This is a genomic window from Nonomuraea sp. NBC_00507, from assembly GCF_036013525.1.
Taxonomy (GTDB): Bacteria; Actinomycetota; Actinomycetes; order Streptosporangiales; family Streptosporangiaceae; genus Nonomuraea.
In genome coordinates, this window is the sequence record NZ_CP107853.1 from 1546492 (window position 1) to 1562747 (window position 16256).

Genomic DNA, 16256 nt, shown 5'->3' on the forward strand with positions numbered 1-16256 from the left:
GGACGTGTTCCGACCTTTACCGTACGCCGGTGCTCGAAGGGGCCGCCGTGTGACGCACGCTGGCCAAGGAGGTGCTCATCTTGATCCAGGAGACCGCGTTGGCCGCCGCGCAGGACGACTGGCAGGGTGTGGGCACCGCCAACATCCGCTTCCACCAGATCTGAAACTTCTAGAACGGCAGCCCCAGGATCGACAAGGCTGCCGGTGATGTCGCAGACCACGGTGTGGAGGCGGTCCAGGCCGCGGCCGACGGCTGAGGTATTAGCTCGCTGGTTCAGCGAACAGCATTCGCACGGTCGCGGAAGGAGGTGCGGCTATACAGGAGCCGGTTGCGCTCGGGCATGGGTGTGAATCCTGCCTGGTTCCGAGTGGCGGATGAACCGGACGAGTGAGGCATGATCAGGAAGAGAGTCATCCCGGCCGCTTCTGGAAGCCGTCGAGCCATGCTGTGCACATCCCGATCACGCGCCCGCGTTCGGCTCGGATTCGTACCAGCCATCCCATGGTCGTCACGTTGCGAACGTATGGGACACAAGGCGTGTCCTCGCCGTCTTCGATCGTCCCTCTCCACCGGTGCTCGGCCACCCATACGTCGACCAGCCCCGCGTCCCGGTCGGAATCCGTCCATGCTGACACCGATCAGCCGGCTGAGCCCAGCGGGATCGTGACGTGGTCACAGCCCCTCTGCTCCTGCACGGGAGATCGCACGGCCACGTTCTATGAGGGACTCGATCGGAAGATTTATCCAGGACGCCAGCGCGCAGGGCCGCTGACAGTGGGTTCTTGAGCAGCAGCATCATCATCCAGAACGCGTTTCGGACGCTCGCCGGTCATGACCTGACCAGATCTCCGCGTCCTCACCAAGCGACTTCCCCGCTCGTTCGTGCACGATATCACCGCCGCCTTCCACGAGTTCCAGGCCGACGGCGAGCGGGTGATCGTGGAGGCGACTCTAACGGAGACCGTCGCCAACGGCAGTCATTCTCTCAACGACTACTGGTTCGTGTTCGAACCCCCACCCCAAGACAGGCTGGTCCAACGGGTCCGCGAGTATGTGGACACAGCCCGTGAGCACCACATGATCTTCGTCGAAGTTCCGAAAGAGTTCGTTCTGACTGAGAATCCAGACGACAGCTCGCGGGCGGTTGAAAGACAGGGCAGTTGGCTATCGTCGGGCCATGTCGAAGAAACTCGCTGGAACGGTTCTCACTGTGATGATCAGCCTCACCGGCTGGACGCTCGCCAGCGCGGCTGCCGCCGACAGTACGTCCCACCCTGCTTCGGGTACAGACTCCCAGCATGTCACAACCGTGAACTACTGGCCCTTCGACTGACCTCGGCCACGACAGGCATCAACCACACCATTACAAGGTCCTGCACTACTTCTGGGTCGGATGGTGATTCGCGCGGGTGTGAAGGGCGATCGAGTGGGCGCGGCAGGTGACGCTCAGCATAGCCGTCGTCCTCGCCATCGAAGCGGACCTTGCTCGCCGGAGTCGGTGGATGGCTGAATCGTCAATCGGCCGTCGGCAGCCTCGTGCCAACCGTGGTCGCCAGCGTTGTTCATCTGTGTTCGGTGGTATTGCGTCCACCTCGGCACTTCAACCAATATTGAGGTCAAGGGGATACGACGCTCATGACCTGCTGCTGGGCAGCGGCCAGAGTGGCACGCGATGCATCCCTGCGACCGCTGGCCCGACAGCGCGTGCAGTTGTTCATTCTCCGCCCGCTGCACTCCCTGACCGTAACCACCAGTCCGGCTGCCGACGGCTATGCCCGGTAGCTGGATGCGCTCCTTGGGCATGTGCACCCCGCACTCGGTCGAACTGTGCCCCCATGGGTCTTCGATCGAGGCCTGGGCTCGGGCCGCCATGTGCTGGCGCATTTCCGTCTTGCAAGGGCCGAATCGCGGTAGCCGATCAGTTCGCTTATCTGACAGGGAGGGCATCGGTGCAGGTGCCGTCGTGGTGATTGGGATGGTGACGGTACCGCCCGTGGCGATCGGGCAGAAGACGGCGGTGTTGCCGCGGGCGTGAGAACGATCATTCCTGAGAAGAGCATGAATCCTTTTGGTGTGTTGATTGCTCTTATGACAAACGGCCGTTGGGGCCAGTGTTCCAAGGAGGTTCGATGGAGATCATCGTCGTTGCCGTGGTCATCGCTGCGGTGTTGGTGTGTGGCTGCGTGCTGTACTTGCGGAAGAGGGCGCGCTCGCGTGGCTGACTCCCTTACGTCCTCGTGGGCGGGAAACCAACTCGTCGCGGCGGCCCAGCGTGGTGACGAGGCTTCGATCGCCTTGTTGGTCTCGGGTGCGTACCCGCACGTCCGGCGTTTTGCGTTCTCGCTCTGTGCGAGCAGCCAGGACGCGGAAGACGCGGCGCAGGAGGCCATGATCGTCCTGTTTCGCAAGATCGGGACACTGCGAGCGGCCGCGGCGCTCGCCTCCTGGATGTTCCAGATCGTGCGCAACGAATGTCTGCGGCGAGCGCGGGCGGTGCTACGCCGGAATGAAACGATCAGCGAAGTGGCCATCCCCTCGGCTGAGGACGACGTGCTGGACAGGCTGGAGGTCGAGCGCGTGGCTGCGGCGATCGCTTCATTGCCTGACGACCAGCGCCGCGTGCTGATCATGCGCGATGTCCAGGGTCTGCCGGGAAGCACGGTGGCCAGGTCCCTCGGGCTGAGTACGGCGGCGATGAAGTCCCGGCTGCACCGCGGACGCGTAGCCGTGCGAGCCCGCTTGAACGATCTCGACGGGGGCACACCAGCATGAAGGATCAAGTGATGCGGGGCGAGAGATCGTTTGCAAGCACATCTGTACCGATTCACCTGGTACGGGGCATCATCGGATTCGGACTGCTCTCCGGGTCGATCGCCTTGGTCCCAGTCGTCGGCCTCTTCAGCTTGCTTCTCCTGCCGGCGGGTGTCGTAGCGCTACGTGGCTGCCCGGCTTGCTGGTTCCTCGGGCTGGTGCAGACCATATCCCGCGGACGCGTGGAGCGATCCTGCGTGGATGGCCGCTGTCACCTGACCTCACAGCGCGCTACTTAGTCCACAACGCTGCCCGGGGGCTGTTGTGTGATCTCGACGAACTGCGACCTGGAGTCAGAGGTGGGCACGACGCTCGGGCGCCACGCGGATGGTGCTGATGTCGATGGCATGGTCTCTTGCCTGGAATGCCGCCGCCGCACCGACGTAGTCGGGACCTTCCCCCCAACCGCGAATCGATCATCCGGTTCGTCGGCGCGGTACTGGCCGAACAGAGCGACGAATGGACCGAGCAGCGCCGCTACATGGACCAGGAGATGCTCGCTGAATGCCGAAAGAAGACGGACACGGAAATGATATAAAAGAGGCTAAAGTGAACGTTGAGGCCATTATGACGTAATAATCCATCGGATCATAGAGTGGCCTTCGCAAACACTACCTCCCTGGGCGCGGGCCCCGTGGAGGTCGGTCCAGTAGGAGGCGAGCATGCCAACTGGCGAGCTGAGGATATCGAAGCGTTCTCGGCTGGTGGGGCAGACGGGCTCGACGAGATCGGGTGGCTGAGGGCACCAGGGGTGGGGCGGGTTTCGAGTGGCCGGGATTGGGGCGGCGCACGTGCGGGCCAAGGTGCGCTTCGAGAAGAACATTCGCGCGCTGGTCAAAGCGACGATCGCATCGGGCGTGTGCATGGCGCCGCTCGGCGCCGACACCACCGTGATTCCCCGGTCGCCCGAGGCTACATGGCTGGGTCGACGCCGGTGTGCTCAGTGCCGCGGACGTGCCCACGGGCCTACTAGTGATCGGCCAGGTCCTGACGGGCAGGAGATCGTCGCCGCCCTGGTATGCGGGTTCGGCCGGCCGATCACCTACCAAGACGTGTCCGAGGCATCCCTCGAACGGGAGTGACATGAACGAGAACACATTCCAACGGATAGCGGGTTCCAGCGGCATCGCTGTTGGTCTGCTGGCCACCTCCAGTGTTCCGCTCTATTTCCTGTATTCGGGAGCACCGCCCGCTGGCAACGTCCTCACAAGGATCTTGCTGAACATCCTGGCGGGTGCAGCGACCCTGATCTTTCTGGCGGGGCTACGTCAGCTGATCCGCAACGCGGGAAGCGACCTGGAGTGGCTGGCGAGCCTGGCGTTCGGCGCCGGACTGGCGTACGTCACCATCACCCTGGTCGCCGCATCGATCGAAGCCGGAGTGGTCCTGGAACATTCAGGGGGCGGGGTCGATCCCACTATCCACGGACCGCTCGCGCACGCGAACATGCTCATGCATGGCTCGATCTCTCGGCTGCTCACGGCGATCCTACTAACCGCCGTCGGGTACGCGATCACACGGGGCGGATTCCTGCCCTCCTGGACGGGACGCAGTGCCTACATGATCGCCGCAGCCAACCTCGTCTTTGTACCGTCCCTGTTCTTTGGCACGGACGCCTCCCAATTTTATAGCGCCGTCGGCTGGGGAAACAGTGCACTCACCGCCGCTCTCATCGGCTATTGGGCACTGGCCGTCGGCATCGTGATGGTGAAGCGGAATGTACCAAGTCAACCGAGACAGGGATAGCGGTAACCATCGGTAGTTGGTTTGTGATCCGTTGCGGCAGTAGGTAGAGGTTGACGCCGATGCCCTTGGTGAGGCCGGCGAGTTCGGGCGCGCAGAGGTTGAGGGCGCCGTTGCGGGCCAGGCGGTCAGGCTGCCCAGCAGGGTCAAATAGGCGCGAATTCGGCGGAGGCGTTCGGGCCAGAGTCCGGGGTGAATGTGGGTGCTGGAGTGCTGTTGTCTGGCGGTGAGGTGTTAGGGGTCGGAGTTTCGCGTTGGTCGGGGTCGTCTTCTGGTTGCTGTCGGCAGAAGCTGAAGGCCAAGTTGACCAGGGCCCAGTGACGCCTAACAGCTGGGGCCGTAGAAGCAGTCTGACGACCAGCGCCCGAAACGCGATGCCCGCCGTGCGGGCCTTGTTCACCAGAGGTGACGAGCTGGCCTTGGTGCGAAACGCGGGTCTTACGCCCCTTCGACCAGGGCGGGCGAACCGATGTACTGGCGCAACACGTATGCGGTCGCATGCCCGGACTTACGATCGCCCGAGTCGTCCAAGAGCAGCGCCCCAGCAGTGATTTGAACAGCGTGCGGCGCGGTTGCCAGCGCCGTCAAGAGCAGTCAATTCGCCGATCGTTGAGCGGCTCGTGCTCCTGTTGCCGGACACCCGTTGTGTCCATGGCGGCGCCACTTGTGATGTCCATGTAGATTCCGGCATTTCGGACAGTGGTCGGAGGTGTGCGCGTGAGTTCGTGGACACGCTGTCGCCCTGATGCTCACGACAGAGAACACGTCCTCACGCGGGTGAGGCTCACGATCATCAGGAAGATTCGTGGACATGCTGTCGTCGGCTTGCGGGCAGGAGGGCGGGATGATCAGCTTCCGCGAGGGGCAATGAGCAAGTGGCCGCCCGCGATCATGGCCATAATCGACCAGAATGGCGTCTCATGCAGGCTCAAAACGCGGGCCGCGCCGATCGCGCCAGCGACCAGTGTGTTGAGGGCTTCGGCCAGGCGGGAGCCGCAAGGCTTGAGGGCGCACGCATCCGGGGTGAACCGGACCAGCGCGATGTTCGCCCACACCCGCAAGATGCTCGGCCAGACGCCGCGCCCGGCGTAGCCAGCCGCGGACGGTGCCCTCTGGGACGTCCAGGTCGGCGGCGATGCGCCGGTGGCCGTGACCGTGCGCGCCGGCGGCGAGCAGGGCCTGGCCGAGTAGTTCCAGGGGTGGGTGTCCCGCCGAGTGGTGGATCAACGATCTCGCCGCGCGCCGCCTACCTGGGCAAACAGGGCTGAGTCGGGAAGGAACTACACCACTCTGTGGGACGTCACCGTTCGAGGCCATAGGCGCTGCGCGGCGGGCAGTGGACGGGCACCAGCACGTGGCTCGCTCCGCACCCGCCGCAGTGTGCACGAGCCGGGCGTAGCACCTCGCCGCGACCGCCCGGCTGGCGGACGGTCCGAACCTGCGCATACCCCCACCGGCACAGGGGCACGGCCCGGCAGGACGGGCAGTCCAGCCGACCGGCTGTCAGCGCGGCACGCACGGCCTCGGCGTCCAGAACCACGATCACAGCGGCGAGTCGTCCTCATCCGATCAGCCTCGCCCGGGCACTCGGTCGGGCGACAGGGGGAACCGGTGTTGCGGTCGGCCTAACCCTACCCACCGCGCATGATCGACTGGCCGGAACGAGCGGAACCGACAGCATGTCAATGACGACGAACGCCCACATGGTCCCCTACCGGGCCGTACGCCGCTCGTGCTCACCCCCGTGTCGCGACACCATGTCCACGAACTCGCCAGACATCCGGAGGGCGATGCTCACGCTGGATGACGAGAGAGGGCTCTCACGGACTCAGGAGAAGTGACGGCTAACAGTGCTCCCATGACCTTCCGCGTCAGAGTTCATGGGTTCTGATCCACTTCTTTTGACGGCGTCGAAGTCCTGGCGCGAGCCGCGAGCCAGGCTGCGGAGCGGCTTGAAGCCGGTGGCTTCGGCCTGGTGGAGCCACCGGGCAGCAGATGGCCGTGCCGGTTGGCCATCGTCGCGGCGAAGGTGGTCACGCAGTCAGCTACGGCGTCCAGCTCGGAGCAGCGTGTCCGTAGCTGCTCCACGACGGTCTTGCGCGGGCACTCGTGCGCCCGGCACACGAACCGGCCCTACGAGTACGAACACTTGTCACCTACGATCAGCACCGCGCCCACCAACCCCTGAACCAAGCTGCCCGCTGCGTCCCGTCCCGGACCCGATCAGAAACCCCGACGAATCAACGACCTGAACATACGCCACGGGACCAGCTTGGCGGCGTCCTCCACGATTGTTCACATGCCGCTTGAACAGATGGATGGAATTTTCGGCAGGCGCAATGTCCGGCTGCGTCGCGCCATGGACGATTGTCTCGCAAGAGAGAGACAGTGGGACGAAAGATCCACGACAGCTGCGAAGATTACTGTGTTCTTCGTTATCCGCCTCCTCCAGAAAGCGAGACTCCTGTGAGATTCGCCAACCAAGCAGTGGCACTGACACTTGCTACTGCTGCCGTTTTAGGCGGCGGCAACACAGCATTGGCTGCCTCCCAGCCTGAGATCAAGTCGTCGTGGCCGATGCCGTCCACCTCTACTCAAGTCATAGCATCCACCCTTCTAGTAGCGCCAACGAGAAGTCGCTACTATTCCGAATTGGCGACGTGTGAAATCGCCAGAAAGGCAGTAGAATGGTATCTTAACGTAAGTAACAAATGTTATCGATATACCTACCAGGAGTGGTATTACCTGATCTTGGATTGACTGAATACCCGCAGCCGCTATCAACTTGGCAGCGGGCTACGGGTCTGCTGACGAGATTACCTGCGTGTGGGCGGCAGTGGTTCCAGCGTCCATCTGCACTGACCCCCGTGTTGGTCGGGACTCCACCTCCAGGGATGTCACGAGTACAACCGTCTCGAGGCCGAGTTGAGATGGTGCGTGGTTTATGCAAGATGTGAGGCCATCAGGGCTCGAACCCGCCAAACACATAGCTTGGCTGGTAGCACAGATAGGAGTATCTTGAGATCTCTCAGACAGTTCATGATTGGCATCGCCATCTTCTCCGCGATGGTCATTCCCGCAGGGGCAGCAAACGCGGTCAGCGCAGGTGAAGCGCAGACAACAGCACACTCGATCACCGTGGGCTACGCTCCCGTTGTGATGGACGGCTATGGTACTCAAGCGGACTGCGAAAGAGACAGGCGGTGGTGGGAGGGAATCTATAAATGGCTCGGTTATGTGAGCATTGATGGTGACTGTAGGTACGACATAATACACGGCTGGTGGGAGTTTTCCCTATATCCTCCCCTTTAAGGGGCAAGCGTCGGCCGTGCTGCCCCCACTCCAGTCGCGGCTGGCTCCGGATAAGACCCACCGTCAAGAAGTACGCCACCGCCGAGCACGCCGAGCAGCTGATCCACGGGCCGAAGTACGCCACCACCCTGGTCGACCCGTTCCGCGACTACCTGCGCAAACGCCGCGCCATCGAGCCCGGCGTGGCCACCTGGACTCTGCTCGGCGAGATCAAGGCGATGGGATATCAGGGCGGTTCCACCCTGCTCTACCGCTACCTCGGACAGGGCCGCGCCGACGGTGAACACCCGCAGCCGTCGCCCCGCCGCCTCACCACCAACCCGGCCAAACTCACCCCCACCCAACAGACCCATCTGGAACACACCCTCAATCTCAAACGCTGCCCCGAACTACAGGCCGTCGTCGGCCACGTGCGCTCCTTCGCCGCCCTGCTCACCGCAGATCACGATGGCAACCTCGACGAGCACACCGCACACCTGGACGCCTGGATCGACCAGGTCCGCGCCGACCAGCAGGCTCCCGCGCTGCGTTCCTTCGCCGAAGGCCTGCTCATCGGCCACGACGCCGTGGCCGCCGCACTCGCCCTGCCCTACAGCAACGGATCCACCGAGGGCATCGTCGACAAGATCATTATGTTGACGAGGCCCTCGACGGGGCCGGAATTGTGCGCCAAGGTGAGCCCGTTGACGACGGCGTCCATGTCGCGACGAAGCCCGTTGGTGAAAGAGTGCAGGTGGGGCAGTTCGTCGGCGTCGACGGCGGCCATCCAGGCGGTGAGGCTCTCCAGGGTGCCGGTGCGGTTGGTGAGCATCGTGGCGAAGGCGGCCACGTGCCCGGCCGTGGCGGCCAGCGGATCCGAGCGAGCCAAGATCTCCTGGAGCTTTGCCTGGTCGCCGGGGTCGAGCCGGTCGGGGTGCGTGCAGATCCACTGGGTGACCTGCCGGACCGAGGGCGCCGCCGACGTCGCGGGGAGGTCGGTGCCGGTCGTGCGGAAGGTGTGCAGGTAGCGGCGGACGGTTTGCGGGCTGCCGCGGTAGCCCAAGGCGATGATCTCTTCGGTGAGGCGGGCAGCGTTATGGCAGCCCTGGTTCCAGCGGTGGTGCAGGTAGTCGGTGTAGCCGTCCAGCGGTGAGGGGCGAATGCCCGGGGCGGAGCGGACCAGCAGTTCCCCGGGATCGGCTGCGCGGGCGAACCTGCGCACCGTGGCGCGGTCGATGCCCAGGTCGCGGGCGATCTGCGAGTGGCTGTGCCCCACGCGAGCCGCTCGTGAACGGCCCGATGCCGCTCGAGGGTCCGGGGTACGATCCTGCCGTTGTTCCGGCGGGCGGCGATCGAGGCCTCGGCACTGGCCTCGGGCGCAGCCGAGCCGTCCGGCCGCTGCTCGGACGCACCCTGCTCATCGGGAGGTTCGCGCAGCTCGGCACGGTATTGAGCGACGGTCTTGTCGACGTAGTCGATGAGGTTCTTCCACAGATGGAAGCGGTCAGCGACCTGGGTGGCCTGCGGTGCTCCCGTACGGGCGCCGTCGGCGTAGGCGCCGGCACGATCCCTGCAGATCACTTCCACCTCGGGATGTTCGGCCAGCCAGGCGGCCAGCGTGCCCGATTCCCGGTCGGCCAGCAGGTCGATCACCGTGCCGGTGTCCATGTCCACCAGCACGGTGCCGTAGGTTCGCCCCTTGCGGGTGGCAAAGTCGTCCACGCCGAGCGTGCGCACCTCACCGGGCGCGCCGGTGGGTAAGGCGCGCAGCAGCCGGATCAGGCTGATACGGGAGGCGGTCGCGGCGATGCCCGACTCGGCGGCCACCCGGCTGCCCGGACGGCCCCCACTCGCGCGTGCCACCAGCTCCAGCATGGCCCGCAACGTCGGGGTACGGCGCGCTCGCCGGGGCACCAGGAGGGACACGTCCGCGGAGAAGGTGCCCAGGTCACGGCCGGGATTATCACAGCGGAAACGGGTCACCTCGATGTCGATCACTAGCGGACGGCCCTCAACGGGGCCGTGATGGACGCGACGCCGGTAGCTGCCATGCCGCCGCACCGCCACCATGCCACAGGAGCGGCAGACCGCCTGCTGGACAGCATCGCGCGCGCTGATCAGCACGCTGTCATCGTCCTGGCGGGCGACGTGGGTGATCTCGGCACTCGCTAGAGAGGGGAAGACCAGGGCAAGGCAGCACGCTTCCCCGCAGGCGCATTCATGCACCATGATGGCCTCGCGATCGTTTTGCAAGATCGGTTCGTGACAAAACCGGATCATGGCAAGACGACCGCATCTCATGCGCGGAGAGTTATCGAAGCGCGATCATCCGCACCAACCGCTACGCGCCACCTCGGTCCACGAGATCACCTTCCGTAGCGGCTCCACAGGGAATGTGCCAGAGCCGAATTTCGTGATCGTCGACACCTATCTGGGTGAACACAAGATTCAGGCGGTCATCCCGATCAAGGAGGACCAGAAGGCCAACCGGTTCAAGCGTGGTTCGTCCGGCGGCCGTCCGCCCAACTTCGACGCCGAGCAGTACAAGGAGCGCAACACCGTCGAGCGCTGCTTCAACAAGCTGCGGCAGTTCCGGGTCGTAGCCACGCGCTTTGACAAGCGCGAGGTCATCTACCCGGGCACCATCGACGTCGCCTCCATCAAGATCTGGCTCCGCGACCCGGTTCCGTGATCGGTGGCACGTGTCCTGGTCCGTTCTAGGATCCGGGCAGCACGTCTTTTCCGGACGGGCGGATCGCCCAGGCATATTGCGTAGTGGCGAGTATGCCGAGCAGGACGGCGGTCGCTGCCAGCAGGATGCGCAGCTGGATGCCGGCGCCCAGACCGATGATCGCCCAGGCGAGGAAGGCCAGAGCCGTGACACCGTTGGCGACGGCGACCGCGCGGACGACGACAGGGTCGGGTCGTCCGCTCAGCCACCACAACATCACGGCCGCCAGGAGCAGGACGAGTGCGACCACCAGCAACACCGGTGTGGACAGCCAGGACGGCATACGCCATCGGCCGGTACCCAGCAGTCCATACGCCAGGACCACGCACACCACCGTCAATACCGTCTCCAGCCCGGCATCCAGGCGCAGCAGCCAACGCACGCCAGAAGTCGTAGTGAATGTTGTTGTGGACGCCTCCATCGTGATTCCTCCCTTCCCGCTCGCAGTGTAGCGACTGCTACATGCAGCGTAAAGCGGTCGTTACACTGCCGTGCGTGGACCGCCGCACCGAACTCACCGCGAAAGCCCTCGACCATGTGCTCACTCACGGCCTGATCGGCCTTTCGCTGCGCCCCCTCGCCGCCGCTCTGGGCACTAGCGACCGCATGTTGATCTATCATTTCGGCAGCAAGGACGGACTGATCACCGCCGTGCTCGCACTGGCGAACCAACGATTCGCCGCATCCTTCCAGTCCATGGCTAAGGGCGCTCCGCCCGCCCGAAGCCCCGATGAATTCGTCCGCTACGCCTGGCGGGTACTGGCCGGCTCTGCCGCCACCGGCGCCATCCGGCTCTACCTGGAGATGTGTGTCCTAACGCTGCGCGAGCCAGAGCGCTGGAGCACCGCCCAACAACAGATACGCGAGCCGTGGCTGGCCATGCTGCGGGAAACCCTCACAGACCTCAACACACCGCAGGCACAGGTTCCCGCCCTCGCCGACCTCATCCTCGACACCCTGGACGGGCTCCTACTCGACCGACTCATCAGCACCGACCCTGCCCGCGCCGACGACGCCGCCGACGCCTTCGCCGACCTTCTGAGAGGTTTCCGTAATGGTGACGTCGGGTATTGGAGCCCTCTGAATGCCTCCGGTGATCAAGCCTTGCGGCCTTGCTCTGGGAGGTAGGGGCTGAAATGGTCGGCGACTATCTCCGCGATCGCAGCGGCGTCGCGCGAACCGTCGACTTCGATCACGCGGATGCCGAGCTGGTGGGCGGTGCGGACGGCGTCCTCTGCGACGAGGCGATCGCGGGTGAGGCGGTTGGCCTGTGCTCGAGCCGGATCGCTGACGCGGTGCCCGAGCGAGGCGGCTCGGGGTAGGTCGTGGAGCTGGTGTTGGCGGAACTCCGGCGTGGGCACCATTATGACCATCCGACGCGGTGAGTCGATGATGGGTGCGACGAGTTCGGGGCGGAGTCCCCAGCCTTCGGCGATGATCGGGTGGCCCGAGACGAGCGCGCGCAGGTCGTCCAGGGCCCACTCGAACCGGTCCGGGAAGCCGGCCAGGGTCTCGGTGGCCATCTCTTCTGGGGTGGCGTGGACCCACACCTTGTCCGGGTCGGGACCGGTGGCGGGCTCGCCGAGGCCGACGCGACGGGCGATTCGGCGATCATTGTGACCGCGCGCGTCGTGGTAGTCGTAGTGATAGACGGTGATGCAGTGTTGGACGGCCAAGAGCCGGGCCACGGTCGACTTTCCGGCCCATTGGCCGCCGCCAATCCACAATGCGCGGTGCAACGTGCCGAAGGGATCCCAGTTTTCGCTGTCGGCAAGGGAGTTATGGCTGGTCATCTGGTGTCCTCCTGCGTTGAGGCGCGGCGGCTGACTTCGGCGGCGTAGTTGGCCCAGTCGCCTGCGGAGAGTCGTTGCCAGGCGACGGCGACGTCGGTGTGGATGCCCAGGGTGCGGGCGAGGATCGCGGCGGGAATCTCGGTGGCGAGCTGGAAGAGCGCGGTGCTGCGGGCCTGGTTGGGCCGAATCCCGAGCTGGTTCAGCCGCTGCGTCAGCTGCGCGGTGCTGATCGGCCGTCCCGGCTGGCCTCCGGGGAAGAGCCAGGGAGACGGGTCCAGGGCTCCGATGGTCGCGTGCCCCTTGCGGTTGGCGGCGACGCTCCGGGCCAGAGCGGCGATGGGCTCGGGCAGATGGACGGGCGCATCGCCGAGGTGGAGGCGCACTCCCTGGTCGCTGACCTCGACGTCCTTGATGGTCAGGCGGCTGATCGCCGCTGCCCCTTGGGCATAGAGGAGGAGAAGCAGGCCAGCGAGGCGGTCTTCAGCCTTGAGGGTGTCGTCGTGCAGGAGCCGACGTGCGACGTTCCAGCGGTGCTCATCATCGAGCGGTTGGGTGGGGCCGTTCCAGCGGATGGCGGGGGCGTGGATGGTGGTGAGCTTGTTGGCGTGGGCCCAGCGGATGAAGTGTCCGGCTGTCTGGCGGTAGGTGGCGGAGTCGTCGGTGAGCCACTGGTCGAGGTCGGCCTGTCGGCAGGTGCGCAGGGTGAGGTCGTGGGCCCTGAGCCAGTTCAGGAAGGCGACGGCCGCGTGGGTGCGTTGGCGGACGGCGATGAACTGCTGGGGGGTAACAGGGCGGCCGTTGTTGCGTCGGCGAAGGCGCCTGACGAGATGCCAGATCGTGTATTGGTGCATAAGTTGGCGCTGGTCGGGGTCCTGTTGGGTCGTGAGGAGGTCGGTGACGAAGCGTTCGAGGCGGGCCATGTACTCGTCGCGCTCGGGAAGGGCTCCAACGCCGACGAGCACTTGGCGGAGGTGGGCGAGAGGTGGGCTGTCGGGCAGTTCGTCGAGAGCCTCGTGCGTCAGTGTCCGTCGTCCGGCCGCGAGGTCGGACAGCACGGGTGCGATGGACGGTTTGTTCAGCCAGCGCCAGGCGGTGATGGGATGTTCGGTGGTGGCGATATTGCGCCGGAGGGCTTCGAGCCTGGGATGGGAGGAGTCGGAGGAAGGGCCCAGCAGCTCGTTGAGGCGTTGGTTGATCAGGCACCGGACGCACTGGCCGGGGTTCGGATAATCAGGGTCGCTGCAGGTGGGGCAGGTGTGCCAGACCTCCGGGGCGGTGCAGTCAGTGCAGAGGGGCCGGGCGAGGGTGCCGGAGACGATCGCCGCGTCGCGTCCGCAGGTGGAGCACGGTGCCGAGCGGTGCTGGCAGGAGGGGCACCAGGGTCGACCCGTGACGCGGGAAGTCCCGCATGGCTTTTCCTGGCCGCAGATGCTGCAGGTCATCGTGGGGAGGGCAGGACAGCTTGGGCAGAGCGGGCCATCTGGTGTGCGGGTGCCCACGGCCCGTCGTCGCCCGCAGTTGATGCAGGTTTCCAGGTTCGCCGGATCGGTGATCAGGCAGTTCGGACATAGCGGTCGGCCCGCATTGTCGCGCGTGGCGGGCTCGCGTCGGGCTCCGCAGCGTGAGCACTCCTCGATGCGGGAGTGGGCGATGCAGGTGCGGCAGACCCGCTGTCCGCCGAGCGGCTGGTCGATGCGTACGACTCTGTGGCAGCGAGGGCAGGACGGCCGGACGATCCCGGCGACGCCGGCCGCGTGCAGCAGGTCGATCAACCGGAGGATCGCGCGCAGGGGCGCGAGGTGGCCGTCCCCGGTCAGCAGGGCGGGGTTGGCTTCCAGCGCCCAGGCGAGTTTCTGCTGATAGGAGGGGCGGGGGGCGGACCTGCGGACCGCGTCGGCGAGCACTTCTCGCCCGGCCTTCGGGTCCAGTTCGGTGATCAGGGCGCTGATCACCGTGATGGGGTCGCGTCCGTCAGCGTCCGGGCACTGAGCGCATCGTGGTCGCCCGGCCCGATCGCGTGAAGCGACCCGACGGGTGTTAGCGCAGATGGCGCAAGACTCGGGCTGTGGTCCGCAGTTCCAGCAGTACCAGTCCTGGCCGCGACGCTGGAGGGTTCGCAGCTGTCTGCCGCACTCGGCGCAACACGGCGGCGAGACCGCCTCGGCTCCAGCTTCACGGAGGGCGATGAGCAGGTCGCCGACGGCCCTGGGAGCCGGCGAGCGGCCGTCGGTCAGCACGTTCGGATGCAAGGCCAGGTGCGAGGCGAGGCGGCGTGACTTCGCACGGCCGCCCGCAACGCTGGTGACCACGCTGCGGATCCGGTCGTGCTCCAACTGACGTTCGACGGCTGCCACCAGCTCGACGACCAGCCCGATCGGGTCGGAGACAGCTCGATCGAGGTGTCCGGGCGTGGTCACGACCGTTCGACGCCGCGGATGCGAGCTCGCTTGGGTCGCAGGTCCCCAACACTGGTCTCGGCGCCAACGGCTTTCTTGCTCCGGGTAGTTGATCCAGCTCCGGCTGCTGCCACGGGCTCGATGAGGTCGTCCATGGTGCAGTCGAGGATGTCGAGCAGGGCCATGAGGATCTTCAGGCTGAGCCGCTCCGGGCGCTCGATGACGAGCCGGTAGGCCTGGCTGGTGGACATGGAGATGCTGCGTTCGTCTAGCAGCGGGATGAGGTCGGTAGTAGAGAACAGCCCGCGGTCGGCCATGACCTTGCGCAGGTGCCAGCGGTAGTCGAGCTTCGCGGCCATCAGTGGTCCTTCCCTGTGGCGGTCGGGTCGAGTGCGGGCGCAAGCGCCTTATGCAGCATGGTGTTCATGAAGTCGTCGCTGACGTGGGTGTAGATGGCGGTGGAGCTGTCATTCTCGTGACCGATTTGCTGCTGGAGAAATCGCCGGTCAACCCTGTCCTCAGTGAGGTGGGTGACGTATGCGTGACGAGCGGAGTGGACGACTAACTCCTTCGGCAGCTTCAGCGCGTCGCGGTAGGCGACGAACCGAGCGTTGATCTCCGCCGGTTTGATCCGGCCGCCCCGCTCGGTCACCCACAACGCGGGATGGTCCTCGCAGCCGAACCGCGGCCGGACGTTCTCGACGTAGTCGGCGACCGCCTCCACCGCCCAGTCCATCACCGACAGCACGTTCCGGCGCCGGGGCGGCTGGCCCTTCTTCGCCTTGCCGTAGCGGACGTTGAGCGTGCCGTACCGGCCGAGCTGGGGGGCCGAAGGGTTGCGGCCGAAGTCCACCAGATCGAGCATGGCCGCCTCGGTCCGGCGCAGTCCCCACCCGTAGATGACCTTGAAGAGGGTGGCGTCTCGGTAAGCAGCCAGCGCCCCCTTGCGCTTGGCCCGCACGGCTCGGTCGACCTGCTCGTCGGCGTAGTCGAGGAAGCGCTGCATCTCCTCACGGGTGAACGGCCTGGCCTCGGGCCGGCCCTCGTAGTCGCTCAGGTGGGCGATGGTGTTCCACTCGTGACAGACGGCCACCGGGTGGGTGCCGAAGGCCTCCTCACAGGCCACCGCCCAGCCGTAGCGGCCGTCGATCAGGAACTCGCTGAACAGGCGCAGGCTGCCCTGGTAGCTGCGGATCGTAGACGGCGCGAGTCGTTTTTCGCTGGTCAGCCACAGCGACCACTCATCCACGTGTCCCGGCGTCCAGACCCACGGGTATTCGTTGGTGTACTCCAGAAACCGGCGCACGAGCCTTTCCCGGGCAGTGACCGTCTCCTCGCGAAGTCCGCGGGCGGCCTGCTGGGCCCGCCAGCCCCGCAGCATCGCCTCAACCATCGCGTCCTGCGGACGCAGCTGCACCACACCGGAAACCAGCTCCAGATGAGCCGCCCCAGCCAGGTCGACACGTCGCTGAAGACCCACTCGCCCTCCC

14 protein-coding genes and 2 pseudogenes are annotated in these 16256 nt (G+C 65.6%); 8 read left to right on the forward strand and 8 right to left on the reverse strand.

Annotation, left to right across the window (positions count from 1 at the left end; all coding sequences use genetic code 11):
* Positions 1-1178: 1178 nt before the first annotated feature.
* The 5 genes and pseudogenes from OHA25_RS07890 to OHA25_RS07910 all read left to right on the forward strand — a co-directional run bounded on the left by OHA25_RS07890 (position 1179) and on the right by OHA25_RS07910 (position 4558).
* A complete protein-coding gene (locus OHA25_RS07890; protein ID WP_327586924.1) occupies positions 1179-1334 on the forward strand; it encodes a hypothetical protein in 156 nt (51 codons plus the stop codon).
* Positions 1335-2215: 881 nt separating this feature from the next.
* Entirely contained in the window at positions 2216-2773 is a 558-nt protein-coding gene (locus tag OHA25_RS07895) for an RNA polymerase sigma factor (protein WP_327586925.1), read from the forward strand.
* Between the two features lie 401 nt (positions 2774-3174).
* Positions 3175-3350, forward strand: a pseudogene (locus OHA25_RS07900) (transposase); the annotation flags it as partial.
* Between the two features lie 253 nt (positions 3351-3603).
* Complete coding sequence (locus tag OHA25_RS07905; protein WP_327586926.1) at positions 3604-3894, forward strand: hypothetical protein; 291 nt, start codon at positions 3604-3606, stop codon at positions 3892-3894.
* Position 3895: 1 nt separating this feature from the next.
* Complete coding sequence (locus tag OHA25_RS07910) at positions 3896-4558, forward strand: hypothetical protein (protein ID WP_327586927.1); 663 nt, start codon at positions 3896-3898, stop codon at positions 4556-4558.
* An 845-nt stretch (positions 4559-5403) separates the two neighbouring features.
* Here the strand turns inward: OHA25_RS07910 and OHA25_RS07915 are convergent.
* Together OHA25_RS07915 and OHA25_RS07920 are read right to left on the reverse strand one after the other, a co-directional pair.
* A complete protein-coding gene (locus OHA25_RS07915; RefSeq protein WP_327586928.1) occupies positions 5404-5610 on the reverse strand; it encodes a hypothetical protein in 207 nt (68 codons plus the stop codon).
* Between the two features lie 245 nt (positions 5611-5855).
* A complete protein-coding gene (locus tag OHA25_RS07920) occupies positions 5856-6101 on the reverse strand; it encodes a hypothetical protein (RefSeq protein ID WP_327586929.1) in 246 nt (81 codons plus the stop codon).
* 1984 nt (positions 6102-8085) lie between these two features.
* On the opposite strand from OHA25_RS07920, the gene OHA25_RS61190 reads away from it, so the two are divergent.
* Positions 8086-8874 (forward strand): transposase, encoded by a 789-nt coding sequence (locus OHA25_RS61190; protein WP_442942174.1) that lies wholly within the window; start codon positions 8086-8088, stop codon positions 8872-8874.
* Positions 8875-9334: 460 nt separating this feature from the next.
* Here the strand turns inward: OHA25_RS61190 and OHA25_RS61195 are convergent.
* Positions 9335-10147 (reverse strand): annotated as a pseudogene (locus OHA25_RS61195) (ISL3 family transposase); the annotation flags it as partial.
* Between OHA25_RS61195 and OHA25_RS61200 the strand changes: the two are divergent.
* Positions 10125-10538, forward strand: a complete 414-nt coding sequence (locus tag OHA25_RS61200) for a hypothetical protein (RefSeq protein WP_442942076.1) — start codon at positions 10125-10127, stop codon at positions 10536-10538. The pseudogene OHA25_RS61195 and the gene OHA25_RS61200 sit on opposite strands and share 23 nt — an antisense overlap.
* Before the next feature lie 25 nt (positions 10539-10563).
* Here the strand turns inward: OHA25_RS61200 and OHA25_RS07945 are convergent, their stop codons facing one another.
* Positions 10564-10959, reverse strand: a complete 396-nt coding sequence (locus OHA25_RS07945) for a hypothetical protein (RefSeq protein WP_327586933.1) — start codon at positions 10957-10959, stop codon at positions 10564-10566.
* A gap of 113 nt (positions 10960-11072) precedes the next feature.
* Between OHA25_RS07945 and OHA25_RS07950 the strand changes: the two genes are divergently transcribed.
* Positions 11073-11705: a TetR/AcrR family transcriptional regulator gene (locus OHA25_RS07950; RefSeq protein ID WP_327586934.1), complete on the forward strand. Its 633-nt coding sequence runs from the start codon at positions 11073-11075 to the stop codon at positions 11703-11705.
* Here OHA25_RS07950 and OHA25_RS07955 read toward each other — a convergent pair.
* From OHA25_RS07955 to OHA25_RS07970, 4 genes are read right to left on the reverse strand one after another with little or no spacing between them, the layout of a single operon-like run.
* Positions 11675-12370 carry a hypothetical protein gene (locus OHA25_RS07955; protein ID WP_327586935.1) on the reverse strand — a complete coding sequence of 232 codons (696 nt, stop codon included), beginning with the start codon at positions 12368-12370 and terminating at the stop codon, positions 11675-11677. The genes OHA25_RS07950 and OHA25_RS07955 overlap by 31 nt on opposite strands.
* Complete coding sequence (locus OHA25_RS07960) at positions 12367-14787, reverse strand: hypothetical protein (protein WP_327586936.1); 2421 nt, start codon at positions 14785-14787, stop codon at positions 12367-12369. Before OHA25_RS07960 ends, OHA25_RS07955 begins: the two co-directional genes overlap by 4 nt.
* Positions 14784-15125 (reverse strand): helix-turn-helix domain-containing protein, encoded by a 342-nt coding sequence (locus OHA25_RS07965; RefSeq protein ID WP_327586937.1) that lies wholly within the window; start codon positions 15123-15125, stop codon positions 14784-14786. Before OHA25_RS07965 ends, OHA25_RS07960 begins: the two co-directional genes overlap by 4 nt.
* Positions 15125-16246, reverse strand: coding sequence for a tyrosine-type recombinase/integrase (locus OHA25_RS07970; protein WP_327586938.1), 1122 nt, complete (start codon positions 16244-16246; stop codon positions 15125-15127). The genes OHA25_RS07965 and OHA25_RS07970 overlap by 1 nt, the downstream gene beginning before the upstream one ends.
* Positions 16247-16256 lie beyond the last annotated feature (10 nt).